This window comes from Pseudomonas neustonica, assembly GCF_003797945.1.
Taxonomy (GTDB): domain Bacteria; phylum Pseudomonadota; class Gammaproteobacteria; order Pseudomonadales; family Pseudomonadaceae; genus Halopseudomonas; species Halopseudomonas neustonica.
Window position 1 is genome coordinate 29,844 of the sequence record NZ_RKKU01000028.1, and the last position, 22,925, is coordinate 52,768.

At 55.8% G+C, this 22,925-nt stretch carries 18 protein-coding genes; 15 read left to right on the plus strand and 3 right to left on the minus strand.

Going from position 1 to position 22,925, the window contains the following annotated elements:
• Window position 1 precedes the first annotated feature (1 nt).
• From EF096_RS16985 to EF096_RS16995, 3 genes are all read right to left on the minus strand, one after another.
• A complete protein-coding gene (locus EF096_RS16985; RefSeq protein WP_123890994.1) occupies window positions 2-634 on the minus strand; it encodes a LysE family transporter in 633 nt (210 codons plus the stop codon).
• A 77-nt stretch (window positions 635-711) separates the two neighbouring features.
• Window positions 712-1,023 (minus strand): ribbon-helix-helix domain-containing protein, encoded by a 312-nt coding sequence (locus tag EF096_RS16990; RefSeq protein ID WP_123890995.1) that lies wholly within the window; start codon window positions 1,021-1,023, stop codon window positions 712-714.
• Between the two features lie 47 nt (window positions 1,024-1,070).
• The gene (locus tag EF096_RS16995; protein WP_123890996.1) at window positions 1,071-1,652 is read right to left on the minus strand and encodes a DJ-1/PfpI family protein; all 582 of its coding nucleotides are present in this window, start codon (window positions 1,650-1,652) and stop codon (window positions 1,071-1,073) included.
• A 615-nt stretch (window positions 1,653-2,267) separates the two neighbouring features.
• On the opposite strand from EF096_RS16995, the gene tssA reads away from it, so the two are divergent.
• The 15 genes from tssA (at window position 2,268) to EF096_RS17070 (ending at window position 22,801) form a co-directional block, all read left to right on the plus strand.
• On the plus strand, window positions 2,268-3,824 hold the full coding sequence (gene tssA, locus EF096_RS17000; RefSeq protein ID WP_123890997.1) for a type VI secretion system protein TssA: 1,557 nt from the start codon (window positions 2,268-2,270) through the stop codon (window positions 3,822-3,824).
• Between the two features lie 20 nt (window positions 3,825-3,844).
• On the plus strand, window positions 3,845-4,351 hold the full coding sequence (tssB, locus tag EF096_RS17005) for a type VI secretion system contractile sheath small subunit (protein WP_123890998.1): 507 nt from the start codon (window positions 3,845-3,847) through the stop codon (window positions 4,349-4,351).
• A gap of 22 nt (window positions 4,352-4,373) precedes the next feature.
• Window positions 4,374-5,849: a type VI secretion system contractile sheath large subunit gene (tssC, locus tag EF096_RS17010; protein ID WP_123890999.1), complete on the plus strand. Its 1,476-nt coding sequence runs from the start codon at window positions 4,374-4,376 to the stop codon at window positions 5,847-5,849.
• A gap of 7 nt (window positions 5,850-5,856) precedes the next feature.
• Window positions 5,857-6,261, plus strand: coding sequence for a type VI secretion system baseplate subunit TssE (gene tssE, locus EF096_RS17015; RefSeq protein ID WP_123891000.1), 405 nt, complete (start codon window positions 5,857-5,859; stop codon window positions 6,259-6,261).
• Window positions 6,262-6,277: 16 nt separating this feature from the next.
• Window positions 6,278-6,553, plus strand: a complete 276-nt coding sequence (locus EF096_RS17020; RefSeq protein ID WP_123891001.1) for a PAAR domain-containing protein — start codon at window positions 6,278-6,280, stop codon at window positions 6,551-6,553.
• Window positions 6,554-6,733: 180 nt separating this feature from the next.
• The gene (gene tssF / locus EF096_RS17025) at window positions 6,734-8,524 is read left to right on the plus strand and encodes a type VI secretion system baseplate subunit TssF (RefSeq protein WP_123891002.1); all 1,791 of its coding nucleotides are present in this window, start codon (window positions 6,734-6,736) and stop codon (window positions 8,522-8,524) included.
• A complete protein-coding gene (tssG, locus tag EF096_RS17030; protein WP_123891003.1) occupies window positions 8,488-9,495 on the plus strand; it encodes a type VI secretion system baseplate subunit TssG in 1,008 nt (335 codons plus the stop codon). The genes tssF and tssG overlap by 37 nt, the downstream gene beginning before the upstream one ends.
• Before the next feature lie 11 nt (window positions 9,496-9,506).
• Window positions 9,507-12,089, plus strand: coding sequence for a type VI secretion system ATPase TssH (tssH, locus tag EF096_RS17035; RefSeq protein ID WP_123891004.1), 2,583 nt, complete (start codon window positions 9,507-9,509; stop codon window positions 12,087-12,089).
• A gap of 10 nt (window positions 12,090-12,099) precedes the next feature.
• Complete coding sequence (locus tag EF096_RS17040) at window positions 12,100-13,644, plus strand: sigma-54 interaction domain-containing protein (protein ID WP_123891008.1); 1,545 nt, start codon at window positions 12,100-12,102, stop codon at window positions 13,642-13,644.
• Window positions 13,628-16,066, plus strand: a complete 2,439-nt coding sequence (locus EF096_RS17045; RefSeq protein ID WP_123891005.1) for a type VI secretion system Vgr family protein — start codon at window positions 13,628-13,630, stop codon at window positions 16,064-16,066. Before EF096_RS17040 ends, EF096_RS17045 begins: the two co-directional genes overlap by 17 nt.
• A gap of 6 nt (window positions 16,067-16,072) precedes the next feature.
• The gene (locus EF096_RS17050; protein WP_218565785.1) at window positions 16,073-19,285 is read left to right on the plus strand and encodes a phospholipase D-like domain-containing protein; all 3,213 of its coding nucleotides are present in this window, start codon (window positions 16,073-16,075) and stop codon (window positions 19,283-19,285) included.
• 14 nt (window positions 19,286-19,299) lie between these two features.
• Entirely contained in the window at window positions 19,300-20,430 is a 1,131-nt protein-coding gene (locus EF096_RS20660) for a T6SS immunity protein Tli4 family protein (RefSeq protein WP_235869781.1), read from the plus strand.
• Window positions 20,431-20,485: 55 nt separating this feature from the next.
• The gene (locus EF096_RS17060; RefSeq protein WP_372237929.1) at window positions 20,486-21,058 is read left to right on the plus strand and encodes a DUF3304 domain-containing protein; all 573 of its coding nucleotides are present in this window, start codon (window positions 20,486-20,488) and stop codon (window positions 21,056-21,058) included.
• The gene (locus EF096_RS17065) at window positions 21,034-22,386 is read left to right on the plus strand and encodes a T6SS immunity protein Tli4 family protein (protein ID WP_123891006.1); all 1,353 of its coding nucleotides are present in this window, start codon (window positions 21,034-21,036) and stop codon (window positions 22,384-22,386) included. Before EF096_RS17060 ends, EF096_RS17065 begins: the two co-directional genes overlap by 25 nt.
• 25 nt (window positions 22,387-22,411) lie before the next feature.
• A complete protein-coding gene (locus tag EF096_RS17070; protein ID WP_123891007.1) occupies window positions 22,412-22,801 on the plus strand; it encodes a hypothetical protein in 390 nt (129 codons plus the stop codon).
• The last annotated feature ends 124 nt before the right edge of the window (window positions 22,802-22,925 follow it).

Sequence of the window (22,925 nt, forward strand, 5' to 3'; positions counted from 1 at the left end):
CTCAGGCAGCTGCGCGGCGAACGAGCGTCAGCAAGCCAGCCGCACCGGCAAACAGACCGGCAAAAACTCTATTCATGGTTTTTTGCTGTTTTGGCGACCGGAGCAGACGCAACACCTTGGACGCCAGCCCGGTGTAACCTGCCATCACAACCGCATCGACGGTGACCATAGTGATCGCCATCAAAACGTATTGGCTCAATAGCGGGTGCGACAAATCGAGGAACTGCGGCAGCACGGCCAGCATAAACACCAGCGCTTTGGGATTACTGACGTTGACCAGAAAACCGCGAAACACCAGAGCCAAAGGCTGCCCTAATGGACGCACAGAGACATCTTGCTCCATGGACACCGGCTGCGCGCGCAACTGCCGCCACGCCAGATAGAGCAGATAGACTACGCCAAACCATTTGATCAAATTAAAGGCCAGCGCCGACGTCGCCAATAGTGCACCAACGCCAGCCGCAACCACTGTAATCTGCAGCAACAAGCCTATTTGCAGACCCAAAGCAGTCCAATAACCGCGGGCGAAGCCATAATTCAAGCCGCTGGACATAGACGCAATGGCGCCCGCACCTGGCGACAAACTAATCACCCAGCATGCAACAAAAAAAGCCAACCAGGTTTCGATCGACATAGCCCGACTCCGCAACTAATAAACCGCTAAAGGAAACTGACTATAGCAAACCTGAAACCCCGGCCGCTCGAGCTCAATCAACCCTGAGCGCTGGCACGCCCCACTAACGTCAAGGGAACCACTTGAGCCTCTCGCTGCGCCAGGTAGCGGGTGCAACTGACTCGCAAGAATGAAGCAAAGTTAACCACTTCCCCCCTTAACTCCATGATTTCATCATACAATTTGGTGACTAGCTGATTGGTGGTCATGTCATCGACCTCAGCGATCTCTTGCAGTATCTGCCAAAACTGATTCTCCAACCGCAAGGTAGTCACCACGCCGCGAATACGCAGTGAGCGCGAGCGCGACTCATAGAGAATAGGATCAGCCTTTACATATAGTTCACACATAACCAGCCTCCAGGTCGGGCCGCACAGCCAGTGCAGCCCTTGGTAGCTTACAACTCGATGCGTGCGCCCAGCAATTTAACGAACGCGGCTAACCATAGCGGATGTGACGGCCAGGCAGGCGCACTAACCAGATTGCCTTGCACATGGACCTGATCAGCCGCGATGTCGACAAAAGTCCCGCCGGCCATAGTCACGTCTGGGCCGCAGGCTGGGTATGCGCTGCACTCGCGGCCCTTGAGGATACCAGCCGCCGCCAGCAATTGTGCGCCATGGCATACCGCGGCGATAGGCTTCTGCGCCTCATCAAAACCACGCACCAGCTCGATCACGCGCTCATTCAAACGCAGATACTCAGGTGACCGACCACCCGGCACAACCAAGCCCACATAATCGTCAACCTTTACGTCTGCAAAGCTGTACGTCAGCGCAAACAGGTGGCCAGGTTTTTCGGTGTAGGTCTGATCACCTTCAAAATCATGAATCGCCGTTTTGACTGTATCACCGGCTTGCTTGTCCGGACACACTGCATGTACTTCGTAACCCAGCATGCTCAGCGCCTGAAACGGAACCATGATTTCATAGTCCTCAACAAAATCACCTGCCAATAACAATAGTTTCTTGCTGCTCATGATATGCCCTCCGCAGTGAGTAGACCTGCATCATGCGCCCCTTTTACTGCAGGTGGGTAACAGCGGGATACTACATATTTCGGCGGGCGCAGCGCTTGTCCGGGCGCTAACAAAAGAAACACTGAAGACACATCCACAAAAAAACACGCCCGATAACCCATTAAAAAAAAACTAACAACCCCACAAGTCACAACTTAAAACAAACATATTGCCAACAAGATCACAGGATAAAAAAACTACAAATACCACATTGACAACACCAAAAAAAACAATAGCCACAAATAACAAGCCATTGTTTTTAAAGAAAAACTTATAAAATAAGAACTTAGGAAAACGAACTTGGCCAATTCCTCATAAACCAAACCAGTTCACACTTTATACACTTGAAGGCACACTGCGCGGCGCATAGGATAGCCACCTTTCCAGCCAGAGATGCGCAGTTTTTTGCACATAAACTTGAGCAAAAAGTTGCCATCAAAAAACCAACTGCAACAAGTATGAGCAACTTATTGCGCAACTTGTTGCGTAGAAACTTGCGCAATATGAGTGCAACGTCATCAGGGAGCGTCACAAGCAATCGCCCTGATAACTGGCAACCAAGAGTAAAGCACCCGGATGCAACTGCAGATCATTGACGCCATCGCAACCACCCCCATCAGCGAACAGAGCTTTGCTGGCGAGGACGTGCGCTACTGCACCGAGTACGAAGATCTGGAGCGTGAGCTCGCCAAAGCAGGCTCGCTTCATGCCAATGAACAACCAGACTGGCAGATAATTTGTGACGGTAGCCTGGAGCTGCTGAGCAAGCAGTCCAAAGACCTGCGCGTTGCCTCATGGCTCAGCTGGAGCATGTTGGAGACCACTGGTGTCGGCGGTCTGCGCTGCAGCTTGCAAATGCTTAGCGACCTCTGTGACCAGCAATGGACAGAGCTTTATCCAACCAAACCGCGCACTCGTATCGCCGCCCTTACCTGGCTGATTTCGCGACTGGAAAGTGCGCCAACGCAGCAGCTGCTGAGCGATGACTTCCCCTTGGTTAGCACCTTGCAGGAACTGCAAGCCACGCTCACCAAGCGACTTGACGACCAGGCGCCAGACCTCCAGCCCTTGTGCCGCCGCCTGGAATCCGCCAGCAAGCAACCATCGCAAACGGAAGCAGCAAAACCGGTCGTCAGCCCTATTCCAGCACCACTGGGCAGCAATCAATCAAGTACCGGCAACGCTGAAGCCATGGTTATTGTCTCGGCCAAGGACGCACACAAAGCGCTGCGCCAGCTGCAGGATTACGCCAGACCGTTATGCAACTGGTGGCTCGCGGGCAGCGAATGCGATCTGCGCGCCTTACGGCTGTCGCGCACGCTGCTCTGGCTGCCTATCGAAACCTTGCCCAGCCACGACGCTGAACAGAAAACCGGCCTGCGCAACCTGCCCGCTGACCGCATTGCGGCTTACAACGAGCGCTTTAATCAAGGCCAGCACGCCGCGCTGCTGCAGGATGTAGAAGCCAGTATCGCGCGCGCGCCCTTTTGGCTGGATGGCCAATACCTCGCGTGGCAGTGCTGCGACGCGCTAGGCGCGGAAGAAGCAGCAGAAGAAATCGAGCGCCAGCTGGCGCTGCAGCTGAAACGCCTCCCCGGACTGGAAAAGCTACGCTTTTTTGACGGCGCGCCCTTCGCCCAGGCAGACACCCTCGATTGGATCAACAGCCGCGTACAGCAGCACGCGGCGGGGCCAAAAGCGTCGCCTGTCAGCTTCGACCGCACGGACGACACCGGCGCACAAGCTGCCTGGGATGCCGGCCTGCAAAGCGCCATCGCACTGCTGCGCAAGGAAGGCCTGAAGGTCGCCGTCAGGGAAATAACCGGGCAAATCCAACAGGCCCGTGGCGCTCGCGCCGAATTCTATTGGCGCCTTGCCCAGGCCCGGCTGTGTTTTGAAGCCCGGCAATATGAACTGGCCAAGGCCCAGCTTGAATCACTCTACCAACAGCTTCAGACCACAGGTCTGGACAAATGGGAACCAGATCTCAACCTTGACGTACTGCGTCTGCTGCATAGCTGCTGTGATCTTATGCCGCAGAACCCGAGCACACGTGAGCGTAAGGATGAGATCTATCACCGCCTGTGCCACCTCGATTTGAGTGTGGTACTAGACCAGGCCCTCGGGGCCTAACACTGACACGGAGAAATCTCATGGCCAAAGAAGGCTCAGTAGCCCCCAAGGAACGCGTAAACGTCACGTTCAAGCCAGATACCGGCGACGCAACAGAAGAAATCGAGCTGCCGCTCAAACTCATGGTGCTGGGTGATTTCACCCAACGTGCGGATGACCGCAGCATTGAAGAGCGCAAGCCAATCTCCATCGACAAGAACAGCTTCGATGAAGTACTGGCCAAGCAAGAGCTGAACCTTACCTTCGCAGTGCCCAATGAGCTGCAGGAAGAAACCGAAAGCGAAGAGCTGGCGGTAAACCTGAACATCAACTCCATGAAAGACTTCAACCCCACCAGTCTGGTTCAGCAAGTACCTGAGCTGCAAAAGCTGATGGAGCTGCGTGATGCTCTGGTCGCCCTCAAGGGCCCACTGGGTAACGCACCGGCCTTCCGCAAGGCCATTGAGAGCGTGCTCAGCGATGATGACTCGCGCGATCGTGTCCTCGCCGAACTGGGTCTGAACGACCAGAACCAACCCGAAACCTGATTGCCCCGACAAGGACGCCGCCATGAGCACCGAATCCTCAGCACAACAAACCCAGAACACCGCCGATAGCGGCATTCTGGACCGAATTATTGCCGAAACCAGGCTCACCCCGGACGACGAGGCCTACAACATCGCCAAGCGTGGCGTCTCTGCTTTCATCGCCGAGTTGCTGAAGCCGCAAAACGATCAGGAGCCCGTCAAAAAGGCCCTGGTTGATCGCATGATCGCTGAAATCGACGCCAAGCTCAGCCGTCAAATGGATGCCATCCTGCACCACGAGAAGTTCCAGGCACTGGAATCTTCCTGGCGAGGCCTGCAGTTGCTGGTCGATCGCACCAATTTCCGCGAGAACATCAAGCTGGAAATTATCAATGCGTCCAAGGAAGACCTGCTGGAAGACTTTGAAGACAGCCCGGAGCTGGTTCAATCCGGTCTGTACAAGCACGTATACACCGCCGAGTACGGCCAGTTCGGTGGCCAGCCTGTTGGCGCCCTGATCGCCAACTACTACTTCAACCCCAGCTCGCCAGACATCAAGACCCTGCAGCACATCTCCAGTGTTGCCAGCATGGCGCACGCGCCCTTTATCGCGTCTGCCGGTCCGCAATTCTTCGGCCTGGAAAGCTTCACTGGCCTGCCCGATCTAAAAGACCTGAAAGACCACTTCGAAGGTCCGCAGTTTGCCAAATGGCAGAGCTTCCGCGAGCAGGAAGATTCCCGCTACGTCGGTCTTACCCTGCCCCGCTTCCTGCTGCGCAACCCCTATGATCCAGTCGAGAACCCAGTTCGCAGCTTCGTCTACAAAGAAAGCGTTGCGCAGAGCCACGAGCACTACCTGTGGGGCAACACCGCGTTCGCTTTCGCTACCCGCTTGACTGACAGCTTCGCCAAGTTCCGCTGGTGCCCAAACATCATCGGTCCACAAAGCGGTGGCGCGGTTGAAGATCTGCCGTTGCACCACTTTGAAAGCATGGGTGAGATTGAAACCAAGATCCCAACCGAAGTGCTGGTATCTGACCGCCGCGAGTACGAACTGGCTGACGAGGGCTTCATCGCCCTGACCATGCGCAAAGGCAGCGACAACGCTGCGTTCTTCTCCGCTAACTCCGCGCAGAAAGCCAAGTTCTTCGGCAACAGCGAAGAAGGCAAAAACGCCGAGTTGAACTACCGCCTGGGTACTCAACTGCCCTACATGTTTATCGTCAACCGCCTGGCGCACTACCTCAAAGTGCTGCAGCGCGAACAGATCGGCGCCTGGAAAGAAAAGTCTGACCTGGAGCTTGAACTGAACAAATGGATTCGCCAGTACGTAGCCGACCAGGACAACCCCAGCTCTGAAGTGCGCGGTCGTCGCCCACTGCGTGCAGCCCAGGTTGTGGTCAGCGATGTGGCAGGCGAGCCAGGCTGGTACCGCGTTGGTTTGAGCGTACGTCCGCACTTCAAGTACATGGGTGCCGATTTCACCCTGTCCTTGGTTGGCAAGCTGGACAAGGAGTAAGGCGAGCATGGCCTATGGCAGCCTGTTCGAAAGACTGGATGGCAGCGCCGAGCTACGTGACGGCATCCCCAACGATGCCGCCATCAGCGCGTCGGTCGCTGTCCATCTGAGCAAGATGCTCAGCACCCGTGCCGGCAGCGTACAAGCGCTGCCGGACTACGGGCTGCCAGATCTTAACGACATGCGGCTATCACTGCATGACTCGTTGCAGAACGCCAGAGTCGCCATTGAGCGTTTTATTGAGATCTACGAGCCCAGACTCAGCCAGGTAAAGGTGCTGAGTCTGCCTCGTGATCACGACCCACTTAACTTGTCCTTTGCCATTGAAGGCACACTAACACTCGACGGCAGACGCCAGGCCATCAGCTTTGCAGTGCGTCTCGATGGCCGCGGCCAGGCACGAGTGCGGTAACTACAAGGAGTTTTGCATGTCAGGTAAACCTGCAGCCCGCTTGGGCGATCCAACTGCCTGCCCCAAAACGGGCCATGGTACCAACCCCATCGCCAGCGGATCGCCAGACGTATTGATCGACGGCATTGCCGCTGCACGCATGGGCGATACCACAGCCTGTGGCAGTAGTCTGGTCAATGGCGTCGCTGGCACCGTATTGATCAATGGCAAACCAGCAGCCGTGCTCGGCACGAGCGGCAATCATGACAATCCGGTCACCGCTGCCTCTGGCACCGTGTTGATTGGCGGCTAACGGCCCATAACACCAGCAATAAATCGGCTATCTGTCGTAAAGCAGATAACAGGGAAGCATTTTACGCACAGCTCAAATACCCCCAGGGTACCGCGCCACAGGGACGCTTTTCATGGCGTCGGCCAGTGCTATCAGGGGTCTTGGGATGACATTCGCAGCGCACTTATCGAGCAGTCGTTTATGAGTTTCAACCACTACTACCAAAGCGAACTCACTGCCCTGCGCCAACAAGGCAAGCGCTTTGCTGAGCGCAACCCGGCGTTAGCGCCTTTTCTTGGTCAAAGTGGCCGCGACCCGGACGTCGAGCGCCTGCTGGAAGGCTTTGCCTTTCTAACCGGTCGTCTACGGCAAAAGCTCGATGATGAACTCCCGGAGTTGACGCACTCGCTGATGCACCTACTGTGGCCTAACTATATGCGGCCTCTGCCCGCCTTCAGCATGCTGCAATTTGATCCGCTCAAGCGCCCTTCGCCCATGCAGCTGGTGCCACGTAATACGCCGGTTGAATCCAAACCCATCAAAGGCGTGACCTGTCAGTTCCGCACCGCGTTTGACACCGAAGTCTTGCCACTGGATATCAGCCATCTGGATTACTCGGTCAAGGGCAGTGGCGCACTGCTGGAGCTGAAACTGATGATGACCGCCGAGGGTAATCTCGGCGATCTGCACCTCGATAAGCTGCGTTTGCATCTGGCCGGTGAAGGCTACATCAGCCAAATGTTATACCTGCACCTGCTTTGCCATCTGGATGGCGTTGAGCTGGTACTGCTCGACCACAATGGCAAACCCATGCTGGACAGTAACGGCGTGGCGCAAGGCGTCAAACACCTGTCATCAAAACAGGTAAAGCCGGCCGGATTTGACGAAGACCATGCGTTGATCCCCTATCCCGATAATACCTTCCGGGGTTACCGCTACCTGCAGGAGTACTACGCCTTCCAGGAGAAATTCCTGTTTGTCGAAGTCAGTGGCATTGATCGCTTCGAGCCCATGCCCGCCGAGCTGCTGAAGAATGCACGTGGCTTTGCCCTGCGTTTTGATATCCGCCAGATCGGTAGCCAGCGCATCAGCCCCAGCAAAGACAATGTGCGCCTGCACTGCACCCCTGTGGTCAACCTGTTTACCCACGACGCCATGCCGATTCGACTCGACGGTCGCCAGGATCAGTACCTTTTGCGGCCCGCCGAATACCAGGCCGATCATTGCGGTATTTTTTCGGTTGATCGCGTCACCGGCTGGAAGCCAGGCGGCATGGGTTATGAAGAATATGTACCCTTTGAGTCATTCGAGCACGACTCCAGCTTTGACCACCGCGAAGCCCACCCGCACTATAGCTTGCGCCAGTATCCGTCATTGCTGGGCGACGGCCTGGACACCTACCTGAGCTTTGGGCTGCGCAACATTGATCAGCATGAGACCTTGTCGATCGAGCTGACCTGCACCAATCAGGATCTGCCACGCCAGTTGGCACTAGGCGATATCTGCTGCCCCACCGAAGGCACACCCGAGTTTCTCAGCTTCCGCAATATCAGTAGCGTCACGCCCAGCTACGCGCCGCCGCTGCATCAGGACTTCCTCTGGAAGCTGATCAGTAACATGTCGCTCAACTACCTGTCACTGGAAGACGTCAACGCGCTCAAGCTGGTACTCGAAACCTATGACTTGCCGCGTCACTACGACCAGCACGCCGCCAAAGTCAGCAAGCGCCGCCTCGAAGGGCTCAAGGATGTACGCCACGTCCACGTGGATCGCCTGCATCGCGGCCTGCCCATACGCGGTATCAAGACTGAACTGAGCATGGATCTGGACAGCTACCTGGGTGAAGGCGACATGTACCTGTTCGCCTCGGTACTCAACGAGTTTCTGTCGCTGTATTCCAGCCTCAATTCATATCACGAGCTTTCCGTTAACAGCATTCAGGGAGAGGTGTACCAATGGGCGCCGCGCATGGGCCAACAGCCCCTGTTCTGAACAGAATACAACGCGACATCCGCCAGTACAGCCTGTTTCAGGGTGTACTGCTGGTACTCGAGCGCCTGCAACTGGCGCATCCCAACCTCGAAGACGAGGCCGTCTATGAGCGGCTGCAATTTGTCGCCAACCCGAGTATGGGATTCCCCGGCTGCGACATCGAAGGGGTCGAGTTCATTCAGGATACCGATGGCCTGCGCGCGCGAATGCAGGTCAACCTGATCAGCCTGAGTGGCGCGGGCTCACCGCTACCCGCTTTCTATGGCGAACAGGCGCTCGGCGACGGACCGGATGGTAATCCCACCCGCGAGTTTCTTGACCTGTTCAATGATCGACTCCAGCGGCTATTGCTGCCCATCTGGCAGAAATACCGCTACCGCGCCCGCTTCGCCAAAGGCGCAAAAGATACGCTCTCGGTGCACCTGCTGTCGCTGGTGGGGCTGCGCTCGGATCGCATGGAGAAGTCACCCGACATTAACTGGAAGCGCCTGCTGCCCTACCTTGGCGTACTCAGTATGCGCGTACAGTCCGCCGAGCTGATCGAGTCGATCCTGCGCTACTACTTCAAACACCCGGCCATGCAGATTGAACAGTGCATGGAGCGCCGCGTCAGCATTCCGCCTGCTCAGCGCTGCAAGCTGGGCCAAGCCAACAGCGAACTGGGGATGGACCTGGTACTGGGCGAAGACGTGTTTGACCGCAGCGGCAAATTCCGCCTGCACATACGCGAGCTCGACTGGGATGGTTTCCATAGTTTTCTGCCCCCCGGTCGTTATTTTCAGCCGCTGCGCTCGCTGGTGCGCTTCACCCTGCGCGACCCGCTCGACTACGACATTCAACTCCATTTGCGCCAGGACGAAATCCGCGAACTGCGGCTTGGCGCAAGCAACCCTTGCCGGCTCGGCTGGACCAGCTGGCTGGGTCACGAACACGCAATGCCCAGCGTCACCCTGGGCAACGGAACTCATTAAGGACCGATGACATGATGCAACTCGACCTACAACAACTGGTTCAAGCGCTGGACGCACCCAGCAGACAAGACCTGGAAGCCGCAGCGGAGCGTTGCATGCAGCGCGGTGGCAACAAGGTGCTGGTTGAAGATCTGTTGCTGGGCCTGCTCGAACGCCCCGACAGCCTGCTTGCCCGCGCCCTGCAGGACGCCGAGATCGACGCTGGTAGCCTTGCCGAAACCCTGGTGCCGCGTGGACAGAATGAAGGCAGCAACAACCCGAGCTTTTCTGCCGAGCTAGTGCAGTGGCTGCAAGATGCACTGCTGGTTGCCAACCTGGAGCTCGCCAGCAGCGGTATCGATCAGGCGGCATTGATTCTGGCCCTACTGCGCAACCCCATGCGCTATGCCGGCACTCGCTACCAGACCATTTTGAGCGGCCTCGACGCCGAGCGCCTGCGCGATTTCGCGCTGTCCAAGCAAGCCACCGGTGGCAGCGACACGGCCGCCTCGGGCGAGTCAGCGCTGCAAAAGTTCACGCACAACTTCACCCAACAAGCCCGCGACGGCAAGCTCGACCCCGTGCTGTGCCGGGACCAGTCCATTCGCCAGATGATCGATATCCTCGCGCGCCGCCGCAAGAACAACCCCATCGTGGTCGGTGAGGCAGGTGTGGGTAAAACCGCGTTAGTCGAAGGCCTGGCCCTGCGCATTGCCAACAATGCAGTGCCCGAAGCACTGCGCGATGTCGAGCTGCTCTGCCTGGATCTCGGCCTGCTGCAAGCCGGTGCCAGCATCAAGGGCGAGTTTGAGCGTCGCCTGCAAGGCGTGATCGACGAAGTCAAAGCCTCCAGCAAGCCTATAGTGCTGTTCATCGATGAAGCCCACACCCTGATCGGTGCCGGTGGTCAGGCCGGTAGTGGCGATGCCGCCAACCTGCTTAAACCTGCCCTGGCGCGCGGCGAGCTGCGCACTATCGCCGCGACCACCTGGAGCGAGTACAAAAAGTACTTTGAAAAAGACCCGGCCCTGGCCCGACGCTTCCAGCCAGTTAACCTGCTCGAACCTACCCCCGCAGAGGCCGTCACCATTCTGCGTGGTTTGGCCCCGGTCTATGAACAAAGCCACGGCATTTACCTGCGTGATGATGCGGTAGTAGCCGCCGCGGAACTCTCCGCCCGCTATCTCGCTGGCCGTCAGCTACCCGACAAGGCCGTCGATGTACTCGACACCGCATGCGCCCGCGTGCGCATCAGCCTGGCTGCCGAACCCGGTGCACTGGAAGCCCTACGCGGTGAAATCGCCGAAGGCGAACGCCAATTACAGGCGATACAGCGCGACCTGGGCGCTGGTCTGGAGATTGACGCGCCCGCGCTGGACGCGCTGGAAACCCGCCTGCACGTTGCACGCGACGAAGCCGAGGCCCTGGCACACCGCTGGCAAGTACAGCGCGAGCTAGCCGAGCGCCTGCTAACGCTGCGCCAGGCCTGCGCCGAAGATCGCGCCGCCGAGGTCATCGACGAAGAAGCCCTGCAACAACAGGAGCAAGAACTGCAGCAGGTTCAGCGTGAGCTGAGCCAAGTACAAAGCGAAGAACGGCTGGTCAGCCACGAAGTATGCCCGCGCCTGGTTGCCGAGGTTATCAGCCACTGGACTGGTGTGCCTTTGTCGCAACTGGCCCGTGAGCACAACGCCAAAGTCACCGCCTTTGCCGGTGATCTTCGCCAGCGCCTGCGTGGTCAGGAACCTGCCATTGAAGCGCTGGATCGCGCCATGCGCGCTACCGCCGCTGGCCTCAACCGCCCCGAAGCACCAGTGGGTGTCTTCCTGCTGGTTGGCCCTAGCGGCGTGGGTAAAACCGAAACCGCACTGGCCCTGGCCGACCTCCTGTATGGCGGTGAGCGCTTCCTGACCACCATCAATATGTCCGAGTTTCAGGAAAAGCACAGCCTCTCGCGTCTGATTGGCGCGCCGCCCGGTTACGTTGGCTACGGTGAAGGCGGCATGCTGACCGAAGCCGTGCGTCAAAAGCCGTATTCCGTGGTACTGCTCGATGAGGTCGAGAAAGCCGATCCAGACGTGCTCAACCTGTTCTACCAGATTTTCGACAAAGGCATCGCCAATGACGGTGAGGGCCGCGAGATCAACTTCCGTAACACCCTCATCCTGATGACCTCCAACCTGGGCAGCGAACAGATCGCCCAGCTCTGCGCTGGCGATACTCAACCCGACAGCCCGCAGCTGGAAGAGGCCATTCGCCCTGCCCTGATCAAGCACTTCAAACCCGCCCTGCTCGCGCGTATGCGCATCGTGCCCTACTACCCGATTGCCGGTTCCGTGCTCGAAGAGCTGGTGGAGCTCAAGCTGCAGCGCTTTGCCGAGCGTCTTGAGCGTCGTCAGTTGACCTTCAGCTACGATCAGCAACTGGTCAGCCACCTGGCCGAACGCTGCCTGCGGGCAGACAGCGGCGCCCGTTTGATTGATCAGTTGATCGACGAGCACCTGCAACCGCAGGTGGTAGACCGTCTGCTCGATGCGATGGCCAAGGGCGAGCGAGTACACAGCGCCCAGGCCACGCTCGGCAGCGCAGGAGCCATTGTCTGTGAGTTCGCTTAAGCTCCCCAGCCTGTTCGACCAGCTGGCGCAGCCGCTGGTCTATGCCGAGTCATTACTGACTCGGTTCAGTACGCTGGCGGCCAGCAGCAATAGCCGTGCCTTGCAGCAACAGTTGGTCGCGGCCGCGGCTGACCTGAGCCATTGCCCACTGGCACAGCTCTACCTGCTCGACAAGACCCAAACCGAGCTCACCCTGTGCGCCGAGTGGCTTGACGGTGAGCCGTTGGTCAGGGGCGAATCTGCCCTGCCGAGCGACTATAAAGATCAGCAATTGCTGCAGTACTGCCTGTTTCAAAACCAGGTACTGCACGTCAATGCGCTCGACAGCAGCCTGTACGCCACGCCCTTTCTGCCCGAGACCGACCGCAGCTGGCGCAGCCTGCTTTGCCTGCCATTGCACGACCGTGATAATCATCTGGGCGGCCTGCTGCTGATCGCCCAACGGGATGCCGAAGAGCTCGATGCCTACGCCGACTCGCTGCGTTTGCTCGGCGACTTTGCCATGTGCCAACTGCAACTGCTGCAGCGCCTGGATGCAGAGCCAGCCATCGCCCCCATGAGTGAAGAAAGTAAAATCAGTCACGAGCGCGGCTACGGCCTGATCGGCGAGAGCCCCGTCATGCAGCGGGTCTATCGCCTCATCAGCAAGGTATTGCACAACCCCGTCAGCGTCATGGTTGCCGGCGAGACCGGCACCGGCAAAGAGCTGGTCGCGCGCGCCATTCACGACTACGGCCTGCGCCGCACCCAACCCTTTATCGCGCAGAACTGCAGCGCCCTGCCCGAAGCCCTGCTGGAAAGCGAACTCTTTGGCTACACCAAAGGCGCCTTTACCGGCGCCACGCAGGATCGCCTGGGTCTGTTTGACGCCGCCAACAACGGCACCCTGTTTCTGGATGAAATAGGCGACATGCCGCTCAGCCTGCAAGCCAAATTGCTGCGCGTATTACAGGAAGGGGAACTGCGACCGCTGGGCAGCAACCAGACGCACAAAGTGGATGTACGCATCATCGCCGCCAGCCATCACGATCTGCGCACCCTGGTCGACAAGGGCCAGTTCCGTGAAGACCTGTTCTACCGCCTCGGCCACTTCCCGATCGAGATGCCGCCCCTGCGTGAGCGCGGCAATGATATTCAGTTGCTGGCCACCCGCTTTGCCGAAGAAGCCTGTCACTTTTTACAGCGCGATCCCTGTCGCTGGTCAGAGGAAGCACTCGAGCACCTGGCCGGCTATCACTTCCCCGGCAACGTGCGTGAACTCAAAGGCTTGATCGCCCGCGCACTGCTGCTCTGTGACGGCAACGTCCTGTTGCCCGAACATTTCAGCCTGCCCGACAGCGCACAACCGCTTGCCAGCCGCTCGTTACGCGAACGCCTGGAACAGGTCGAGCGTAATTTGCTGCTCGATTGCCTGCGCAAAAACCAAGGCAACCAGACCATTGCCGCCAGCGAGCTGGGCTTGCCCCGTCGCACCCTGCTCTACCGCATGCAGCGTTTAAAGATCAACGCAGCCGACCTAAGGCACAAGGAGAAAGCCTATGTTCAGTCTCGCTAATGAAGCCGCCTTTACCCTGCAGATCGATGGCGTCGACCACGATTTCAAGGTATTGGCCTTTACCGGTAAAGAGGCCCTCAACCAGCCGTTTGCCTTTGAGCTGGAACTGATCAGCGAACAGCCCGATATCGACCTGGGCTCACTGCTGCACCACACCGCCTATCTCGACATGGGCCAGGGTGCCGGTATCCACGGCTTTATCGACCGCCTCGCCCAGGGCGAAGCCGGCAAACGCCTGACCCGGTATCACCTCTGCCTGCGCCCCCAGCTCAGCTATCTGGCGCACAGAACCAATCAACGCATCTTCCAGCACCTTACCGTGCAAGACATCATCAGCCGCCTGCTGGAAGAACATGGCATTCAGGGCGACGCCTACCGTTTTCAACTCAACGCCATCTACCCTGAACGTATCTACTGCACCCAGTACGACGAAACCGACCTGCACTTCATCCAGCGCCTGTGCGAAGAAGAAGGCCTGCACTACCACTTTGAACACAGCCGCCAAGGCCACGTCATCGTCTTTGGTGACGACCAGACCACCTTCCCGGAGCTTGCGCAGATCGGGTACAGCCAGGGCACCGGCATGGTCGCGGATGAGCCCGTGGTCAAACGCTTCGGCCTGCGGATAGAAACCCGCCCCAGCCGCGTCACCCGCCGCGACTACGACTTTGAAAAGCCGCGCCTGCTGATGGAAGCAGCGTACAAAACGCCAGCAGATCCCGAACAGGATCAACAAAAGGCCCCCGAGCCCGACCTGGAAGACTACGACTACCCCGGCCGCTTCACCGACCGCGAACGTGGCAAACAACTCAGCCAGATCAACCTCGAACGCCACCGCGCCGAACAGCAACTGGCCGACGGCCTGAGCGATCAGCCACAACTGCGCAGCGGCCACTTCATGCCGCTCAGTGGTCACGCCCGCGCCGACTGGAACGACCTCTGGCTGCTGACTGAAATCCACCACGAAGGCAAACAGCCGCAAGTGCTGGAAGAAGGCGTCACCAGCGACGTCAAAACCGAAGACGGCTTCACCCAGGGCTACCGCAACCACTTCAAAGCCACGCCCTGGCAGATCATCTGGCGTCCGCAGCTCAACCACATCAAACCCAAAGTACTGGGCAGCCAAAGCGCCGTGGTCACCGGCCCGCAGGGCGAAGAGATTCACTGCGACCAGTACGGCCGCATCAAAGTGCAGTTCCACTGGGATCGTGAAGGCCAGGCTGATGACAAAACCAGCTGCTGGCTGCGCGTCGCCTCCAGCTGGGCCGGCGACCGCTACGGCGGCGTTGCCATTCCCCGAGTCGGCATGGAAGTGCTCATCACCTTCCTGGAAGGCGACCCCGACCAACCGCTGGTCACCGGCTGCCTGTACCACAAAGAACACGAAGTCCCCTACGAGCTACCGGCGCACAAAACCCGCAGCGTATTCAAAACCCTCAGCAGCCCCGGTGGCGGCGGTTACAACGAACTGCGCATCGAGGACAAAAAGGGCGAAGAACAGATCTACCTGCACGCGCAGAAAGACTGGGACGAAAACATCGAGCACGACCAGACGGTGCGCGTCGGCAACGAACGCCACGACACCGTCGAGGCCAACAGCTACAGCGAGTTCAAGGCCGAAGAACACCGCACCACCCACAGTGAGCGCAAGACCGAGGTCAAAGCCAGCGACCACCTACAGGTTGGCCAAACCGCGCACACCAAACTGGGCACCGCTCAACTGACCGAAGCCGGTAACCAGATCCACTACTACGCCGGTGCCAAAGTGGTAATCGACGCCGGCATGGAGCTCACCGCCAAAGGTGGCGGCAGCTTCCTGAAACTCGACCCCAGCGGCATCAGCCTGGGTGGCCCGACGCTCAAAATCAACTCAGGCGGCGCGCCGGGGAGCGGTTCAGGGCTGGGTATTCAGCTACCGGTGCTACCCGGTTTGGCCGATAGTGATAAGGCCGGCAGCCTGCTCGACCTCGCCAGACCAAACCCGGTTCAGCGAAACAATAGCGAAGAACCACGTGAATACGTTTTTAATATCAGGCTCATGGATGTCCCGGGCGAAGACGGGTTTCCGTTAGCACAAACACCGTGGCAACTAGTAATAGGACAAACCACGCTGTTGCTTGAAGGCAAAACCGATGAGCAAGGCAAAGTATTGCTGGATGCTGAACAACAAAAGCAGGTTTCACAAGCATATTGCAGCAACCCAAAGAATCTCTGGCTGTGCTACCCCGGCCAGCGAGTAGCTTTAAGTCTTCACGTGGAAAATGAAAACTGGGACTCAGAGCCTATCGCGTTGGCTGCGCTCGATTATTGTGACCTTCCACACAGCGGGCAAGGTGCGGTTAACACTCTTGTGCTAGAGCGCAGCAAACAGGACAGCGGTTGGCAGACCGACGTCTATTCCCATTTAAAATCAAAGGATTGATAGGCAATGACAGATACCAGCGCTTACAACGGCATACGAGCCAAACAGGTAAATCAGGTCAATAGCGCCGAAGGACAAGCCTATACAGCGTATTCCACACCGGACTACTTCCTCACTAGTGAGTCTGCTTTTGCGCCAAAACGCAGTGGGAATAACGTACGGTTTTTTACTACTGGCGACGACTATTTCAAAGACGTGGCAGCAGCCATTGATGAAGCGAATGAAACAATTTTCATCACTGGCTGGCAGATAAATTATGACGTTCTGCTAGACGGCCAGCGGACACTTTGGCAATGCTTACATCAAGCGCTCACCAGAAAACCTCAGCTACGTGCCTATGTCGCTCCTTGGCTTAGCCCATCGGGGAGCCTGGGAACTTTTGACGTGGATACCATGCTAGCTATATTTCAACTCAACGCTGGCCTGCAAAATGGTCCACGAGCGTTCTGCGTCCCTGCTACTCAGCAGAGTGACATGGGAGGCTTGGGCGTAGCTTTTTCGCACCACCAGAAAAGCGTTGTCATCGATAACCGTGTTGGCTATGTCGGCGGTATTGACTTGGCATACGGAAGAAGAGACGACAACAATTTCAGCTTAGATGCGACCACCCGCAAAGGAAACGATGCTCGCAATCCGTGCATTCCGCAGCTTGGCTGGATGGAAATAGAAGATCATGTAAGCCGCAACGGGCTAATCATGGCGGCTTTGCTGGATTTGTCAAAAGCGTCTCTCGGAGGCCCGACTCCCAGCCGAGCTGAAGTTATAAATAGCTTTAACTATGTCATAGATTTTTTTTCCAGCCCTCGCAGCCCGGTATTGCAGTCAATAGTAGACGGCGTAGACAGAATCCAAGACGCTGCCGCGGGATTAAGCGATGCAATTACTGAGATTAAATATAAAGTTTTAGAGCACAACATTCGCTCTATAGCCAAACTCATAGAATCCAGCCTCAATGACTTTGAGATTGCCCCCCAACTGCGTCAAGAGATTCAGCGCTGGCTAAGCCAGTTACAGGTTGTTCAGGGCAACATAACTGAATCATTGCGCGTAAAAAGCAGCTACCTAATCGCCAAATGGTCCTATGAAACAGGTATTGGTAGAACCTTCGCGGCTCTCTTTAACGGTGGTTACAACACAATACCTGAACACGCAATACAACCCGTTTCAGAACTTGCCACCACCGTTTTTTGGCATTTGCATAATCTTTTGCAAACACAGGCTGCGAGCAACGAAGAGGCGTTTCCTTACCTGCTCGAATATCCTCAGTCGCTCGCCTCTGCAGACAATAGCTGCCTTGCTCCAGATCAACCCCGCATGCCATGGCAGGACGTGCATTGCCGCATAGAAGGCCCATCGGTTTACGATTTGTCTCGGAACTTTATTGATCGCTGGAACAGCCAGCAGGCTTACTTGGCTAATAGCCCACCTTTTCAAAATACCACTCTAGTAAAAAAGGCTTTAGATACCATTGCGACCTGGATCAATCAATTGCTGCGTATGGCACATCTTCACCACTTTCTTGATGCCAACGATCTGATCCAGCTCGACTTTCAGCATGCACCGCCAGTATGGATAAACGAGCAAACGCGACTACCTGTCTATCCTGAAACCATACCCAAGGGAATGAGCGTTCAAGTGCTACGTAGCGCAGCTAACAACATGCAACAACAAGAGCAAAGGGGACGGCTGCAAGCGAATGTACACTTGCCCGCTATGCCAGACTTTACAAGCAGCGGTGTGCAGTCCAACTGCAAGGACGCAATGCTGCAAGCCATCTCCAGCGCACAACACTTCATTTATATCGAGAACCAGTTTTTTCAGAGCGATTTTGGCGCAGATGGCGAACGCTTTGCATCCCTGCCTTTATCAGGTCCTATGGCAAGCCTGCGTGACCCTCGAACGCTACGCCAAGATTTTGTGGCGCGGGTTCGGTTGGTTGAAGCACTGGAAGCGAAGGACGTATGGCAGCTTGATTGGCCTGAAATAGATGCAATCGCTCGTAATGCAGATGAAGAAAGTAACCACTTCCTAGAGCAAATGTTCGCCATGCTCGGTGTGAATGCCCAAGGTTGGGTCACAGACTTCTTGAGCACACCGCAGGATCACATAATTAATACAGTAGGTAGCTCCCTCGCTTCGCGAATAAGCAAGGCAATAGATGAGGGAAACCCTTTCCATGTATATATGGTATTGCCTGTACATCCTGAGGGAACGCTCAATACGCCCAACATCATGCACCAAATCCACCTAACCATGCAGAGTCTGGTATTTGGCGAGAACAGTCTAATCAAGAATATTCAACGCCACATGGCGTTGCGTGCGTTTATTGACCGAGGAGACAGCCCTGAAGAGGCTGCCGAGCGTATCAATAATATTGATCCAAGAACCAACCGCCCTCTATTTGAGCAACAAGATTGGAGCAAATACCTCACCCTTTTGAACCTACGTACATGGGGTGAACTCTCAGGTAAGGTTGTGACAGAACAGATTTATGTCCATAGCAAGCTGCTGATAGCTGACGACCGAGTAGCCATTCTCGGCAGCGCCAATATAAATGATCGCAGTTTGCTAGGCTCTAGAGACTCTGAACTAGCCGTAGTCGTAAGGGACAGTACCCCAGTTACGCTTGCATTGGATGGCGTCACTCAATCTCAAGTGGGGAAAGCTATATATGAGTTTCGAGCTAGCTTGTGGAGAAAGCATTTTGGGTTGAGCTTGACCGGTAACTCAAAAATCCAACCTGCCACTGAATTGATCGGATGCTGGAATACGCCTGCAGCCGAAAGTACTTGGAAAGCGATTCAGAAAATTTCAACTGAAAACACGAGGGAATATGAAAAGTCATTTGTCTTTATTCCTAGAAACCAAAGCCAAGTACAGGCTGAGACATTGGACCATACGAACCAAAATAAGAATAAGTTAGCTGCGTCAGTTTGGCCTACTTGGTCTTATCGTGACGCAAATGAGCTTAGAAAAGGTGGTCTTTTAGCTTACCCTATGCCATATGAGAAGCGTTTCTGGCGATCTCTCGGAGAAAACACACCTCCCGTATATCCAAAGCCAAAAATTATAAAGGGTTTTATGTGCCAACTACCCTCCGAGTGGACTCGCGGTGAGAATAACGATTCAGGCCTAAACTTGAAAGCGGTCGCGACTTTAACGGAACCAGAACAGCCTTTATGGCTCGACGTAAATAGCGAAAAGACCAATCAAGCCTAGAGGAGTTAGCCCCCATGAAGTTAAAACTTAGGTTCATTAGTTTTGCGCTATTAACAATCTCAGCTCTGGACGTCTCAGCTGCACAGCGCCAAGAGTGTTTAGGTCGTTTCACTTTCGACGCCCCGGAAGAAATTGAATGGGCAACTTTTAACGCAGACCGAACGATGCAGATATCCCAAGGTGGCGGGCATGACTTTAGCGATATGGTGGCTGCACGAGGTGATAACGCTACTTACGGTGAGTTCGGCGCGGTTATCTACGTCAGTGATGAAGTAGATAGATCTATGCTTGATGATGTTTATGGGTATAGAAGAGGCAGTAGCATATTATATCAAGACCAGTTGAGGAAAGACCTAGAAACCGACAAAAGCATACTGAAGCAACTTGAGCTTGGAAATTATCCAGCTGCAGATATTGACGAACAGATCGCTCAAATGGATAGCCTTAAAACGAGGATAGCGCTGGCCCTACCAACCACTCACGACCTCGGCATCCCTGATGCCTACTTTGTCGGATCTGCTTCTGCCCCCGACGAAGCCTATATTTATCGAGATAACCGTGTTTACGCTTTTTTTATGAGCGAAGCCTACGCCCAGGGCCAAGGCAAGGAAGCCATGCTCGATATGATGTCGCGCTTCAGGCCTCGTGAGCTCTACGAAGTACCTGATGAAAGCGGTGTCTGCATTCCTTACGGCTTTATTGCCGATGATGGCGATGCGCACTACTCCGTCAAAAACAGCCTGCGCTTTACCGCGACCCCCAACGTGGTTTTTAGCCTAGTCACCGCCTCTGCCCACGACCCGTGGGATACACACCCGAAAACAGGCACCTACGATACCGATTACCGCCCTGGGTTTGACGCCCAAAAATGGACGTTCAGGCGCTTTGTGGAGCCAACCTATATTGGCCCTCACCTGGCAGGCATGGATGGCTGGCGGTTAGACCCTATTCCCGGCTCAGGCGAGCAGGAACGCGGCTGGTTTGGCCTGGCCAAAACCGGCGGCTTGCTAAGCCCCCTGATCGCGGTGCAAGTATTTACCTTCCCCAAAGGCACCGATGACCTGACCGAGTTCACACCGCCACCAGAAAACGTGCTTCCGCGCTGGAAAGCACTTAGCGAAACCATTGAGATCAGGGAGAATTAGGCCATCACGCTATCGGCTGGCCTGAACGTAGAAGGCCAGTCATCAAGGATGAATCATGCCCTACTCCCCCAACTCTCTAGCAACCCGACTCATAGCTGCCGCCTTCATCTCCAGCGCCCTGCTAATGCTCAATGCCTGCTCTGCACAAAACAGCGGGTCGGGAGTAAGGCATCTGGGCGCGCCGATTGAGGGGTATAGCCATACCTCTGATGCAATTAACCGATTTAGTGTGAATGGCAATGGCGGTCCGAATGTGGGGCCTCACCAGGGCGGAGGAAAACAAAACTGCTGTGTCACGTTGCCGGTCACCTGGCAACCGGGTCTGACGGTGGTGGTGGAGTGGGAGAAAGATCCGGATCCGCTAGCTTATGGCTCTTGGCCAGAAAAGATGTTTACTGATGCCTGGAATGAGCGTATGGCGGAGCACAGTAAAAAATACACTCACCATAGAGTTGAGGTTGAAGTGGCACCCTATGACGCTCTGGGGGTAGTCAGCGTCCATTTTCTGCCTTGCAATGAAGTTAAAGTTGCTGCCGGAACGACACGACCGGGTTTGCCGAATCATCCTTATCAATACTCGCTCAACATGGAAGAGCCCGACCAATGCCCAGCATCACCAAAAGACTAAACGGCGCGACGAATCTAGCTCTCGTCTCAGCCATTTATCTCGCGCTTTGCGCGTCGAGTGTGTTCGCCACCAATGACTATCAAACACCAGAGGGCTGGCGCACTGAGTGCCTGGGCCGCTCTCAGTTTGATATGCCGCCTCATACGGTCTGGCACTTGCGCATGCCTTTCGACAACTCAGTTTCCTATGTGACTGACGATCCTTGGTTTGGCCGCTATATGGACTATGGCACCGAGCCCGTGAGCGGAGTTTACAAACTTGTCCGCATACGTATCAGCCCCGAAACAACGCGAGCAGCATTCGACAATGCCGTAGGTGTTGAGATGCCCAACAAAACAAAAGCTCAAATGCGGGTATTAAGAAACAGAGTAAATGAGAGAAGAGAGAGATTCGACCCCGAAAAGGATGATAGAGAACAGTATATCGAAGATCTCATGAATTTGGACGCAGAGAACGAGCGATACAGCGACATGATCTCTGACATAACAAGGTTTAAAATATTTATCGATTTTGATAAAAGCAAGGGTCGACCAACAGAAGAATTAGAGGCTCAACTCGCAGATTATGAGAGGCAAATAGCTGCACTGCCCACTGATGAGCGTTATGAGCATGAACGCGCTTTTGATCTAGGAATACCTGACGCTGCTGGGGCCTGGCACCCGGACAAAATGGTGGCACTGCTATGGCGCAACAATCGGATTTACCACTTCGAGTTTGGCCCGAAAAACGGCGAGTATGAAAGTAATTTTGATGCGTTAGAGCCTCTGGCCCGCGACCTGTTAGCGCGCTTTCGCCCGCGCGCAGAATTCGAGATACCGCAGGAGCCGGGCGTCTGTCTGCCTTTTGGATTCATTGCCGACAGCGGCTCAGAAAAATACGATGCCTACTTCTCGTGGCATTCAGAAGGCACACCTTATGTGCTGAACAATCTAAAGCTCAGCAATTCAGTTGGGGACGCGCTAGAGCTTTTGCCTATGCTCACCAAACGTTTAATGGGCAATCCTTTTCCAAATGCATTGAATATCACGGACCTTGGGCCGCGTCGGATCGATATCGGCAGTACGCGTGGTACCTTCGCGGGCCGAGCATTCCAAGCCATCAACCCCGAGAGCGACCAGCTCACGTCCCATACTCAATATGTGTTGAATGCCGGCGCTGTGGCTGGCAAGTACACGCCGACGCTGTTGTTCAAACAACAAACCTTCGCCAACGACCAACCACCGCCACCCATAGAGCAAGCCGAAGAAGACGTACTCAACATGATGAGAAGCTTCCGGCCGTTGCCTGGCATGCAGGCTTTGTATGATGAGGCCGAGAGCAGACGATGAGTCCATACACCTCAAACCGCAAATTATGAAAACAATACTGAAGCTCTTGGGCTGCTGCCTTGCCCTGCCCGTTGGACTAGCCACTGCAGACGAGCCGCGCCAAGAATGCCTGGGCCGCTTGACATTCGGCGTGCCGGAGGAGATTGAGTGGGCAACCTTTAACGCAGGCCGAACCATGCAGATATCCGAAGGTGGGGGGCATGACTTTAGCGATATGGTAGCGGCGCGAGGTGATAACGCTACTTACGGAGAGTTCGGCGCGGTTATCTACGTCAGTGACGAAGTAGAACGATCTATGCTTGATGATGTTTATGGGTACAGAAGAGGGACTAGCGTACTTTACCAAGACTATTTGAAAGAACAATTGGAGACTGAAAAGCGCTTGGTAGAGCAGTTTGAAAGGGACGACGACTGAATCGCCCCTAGTTTCGTAGACACCTCCAGGCCTTATAATCGAGGCACCCAGGAGGTCCAATGAGCAACTCACGCTACACCGAAGAATTTAAAATTGAAGCCGTCAAACAGGTGGCTGACCGAGG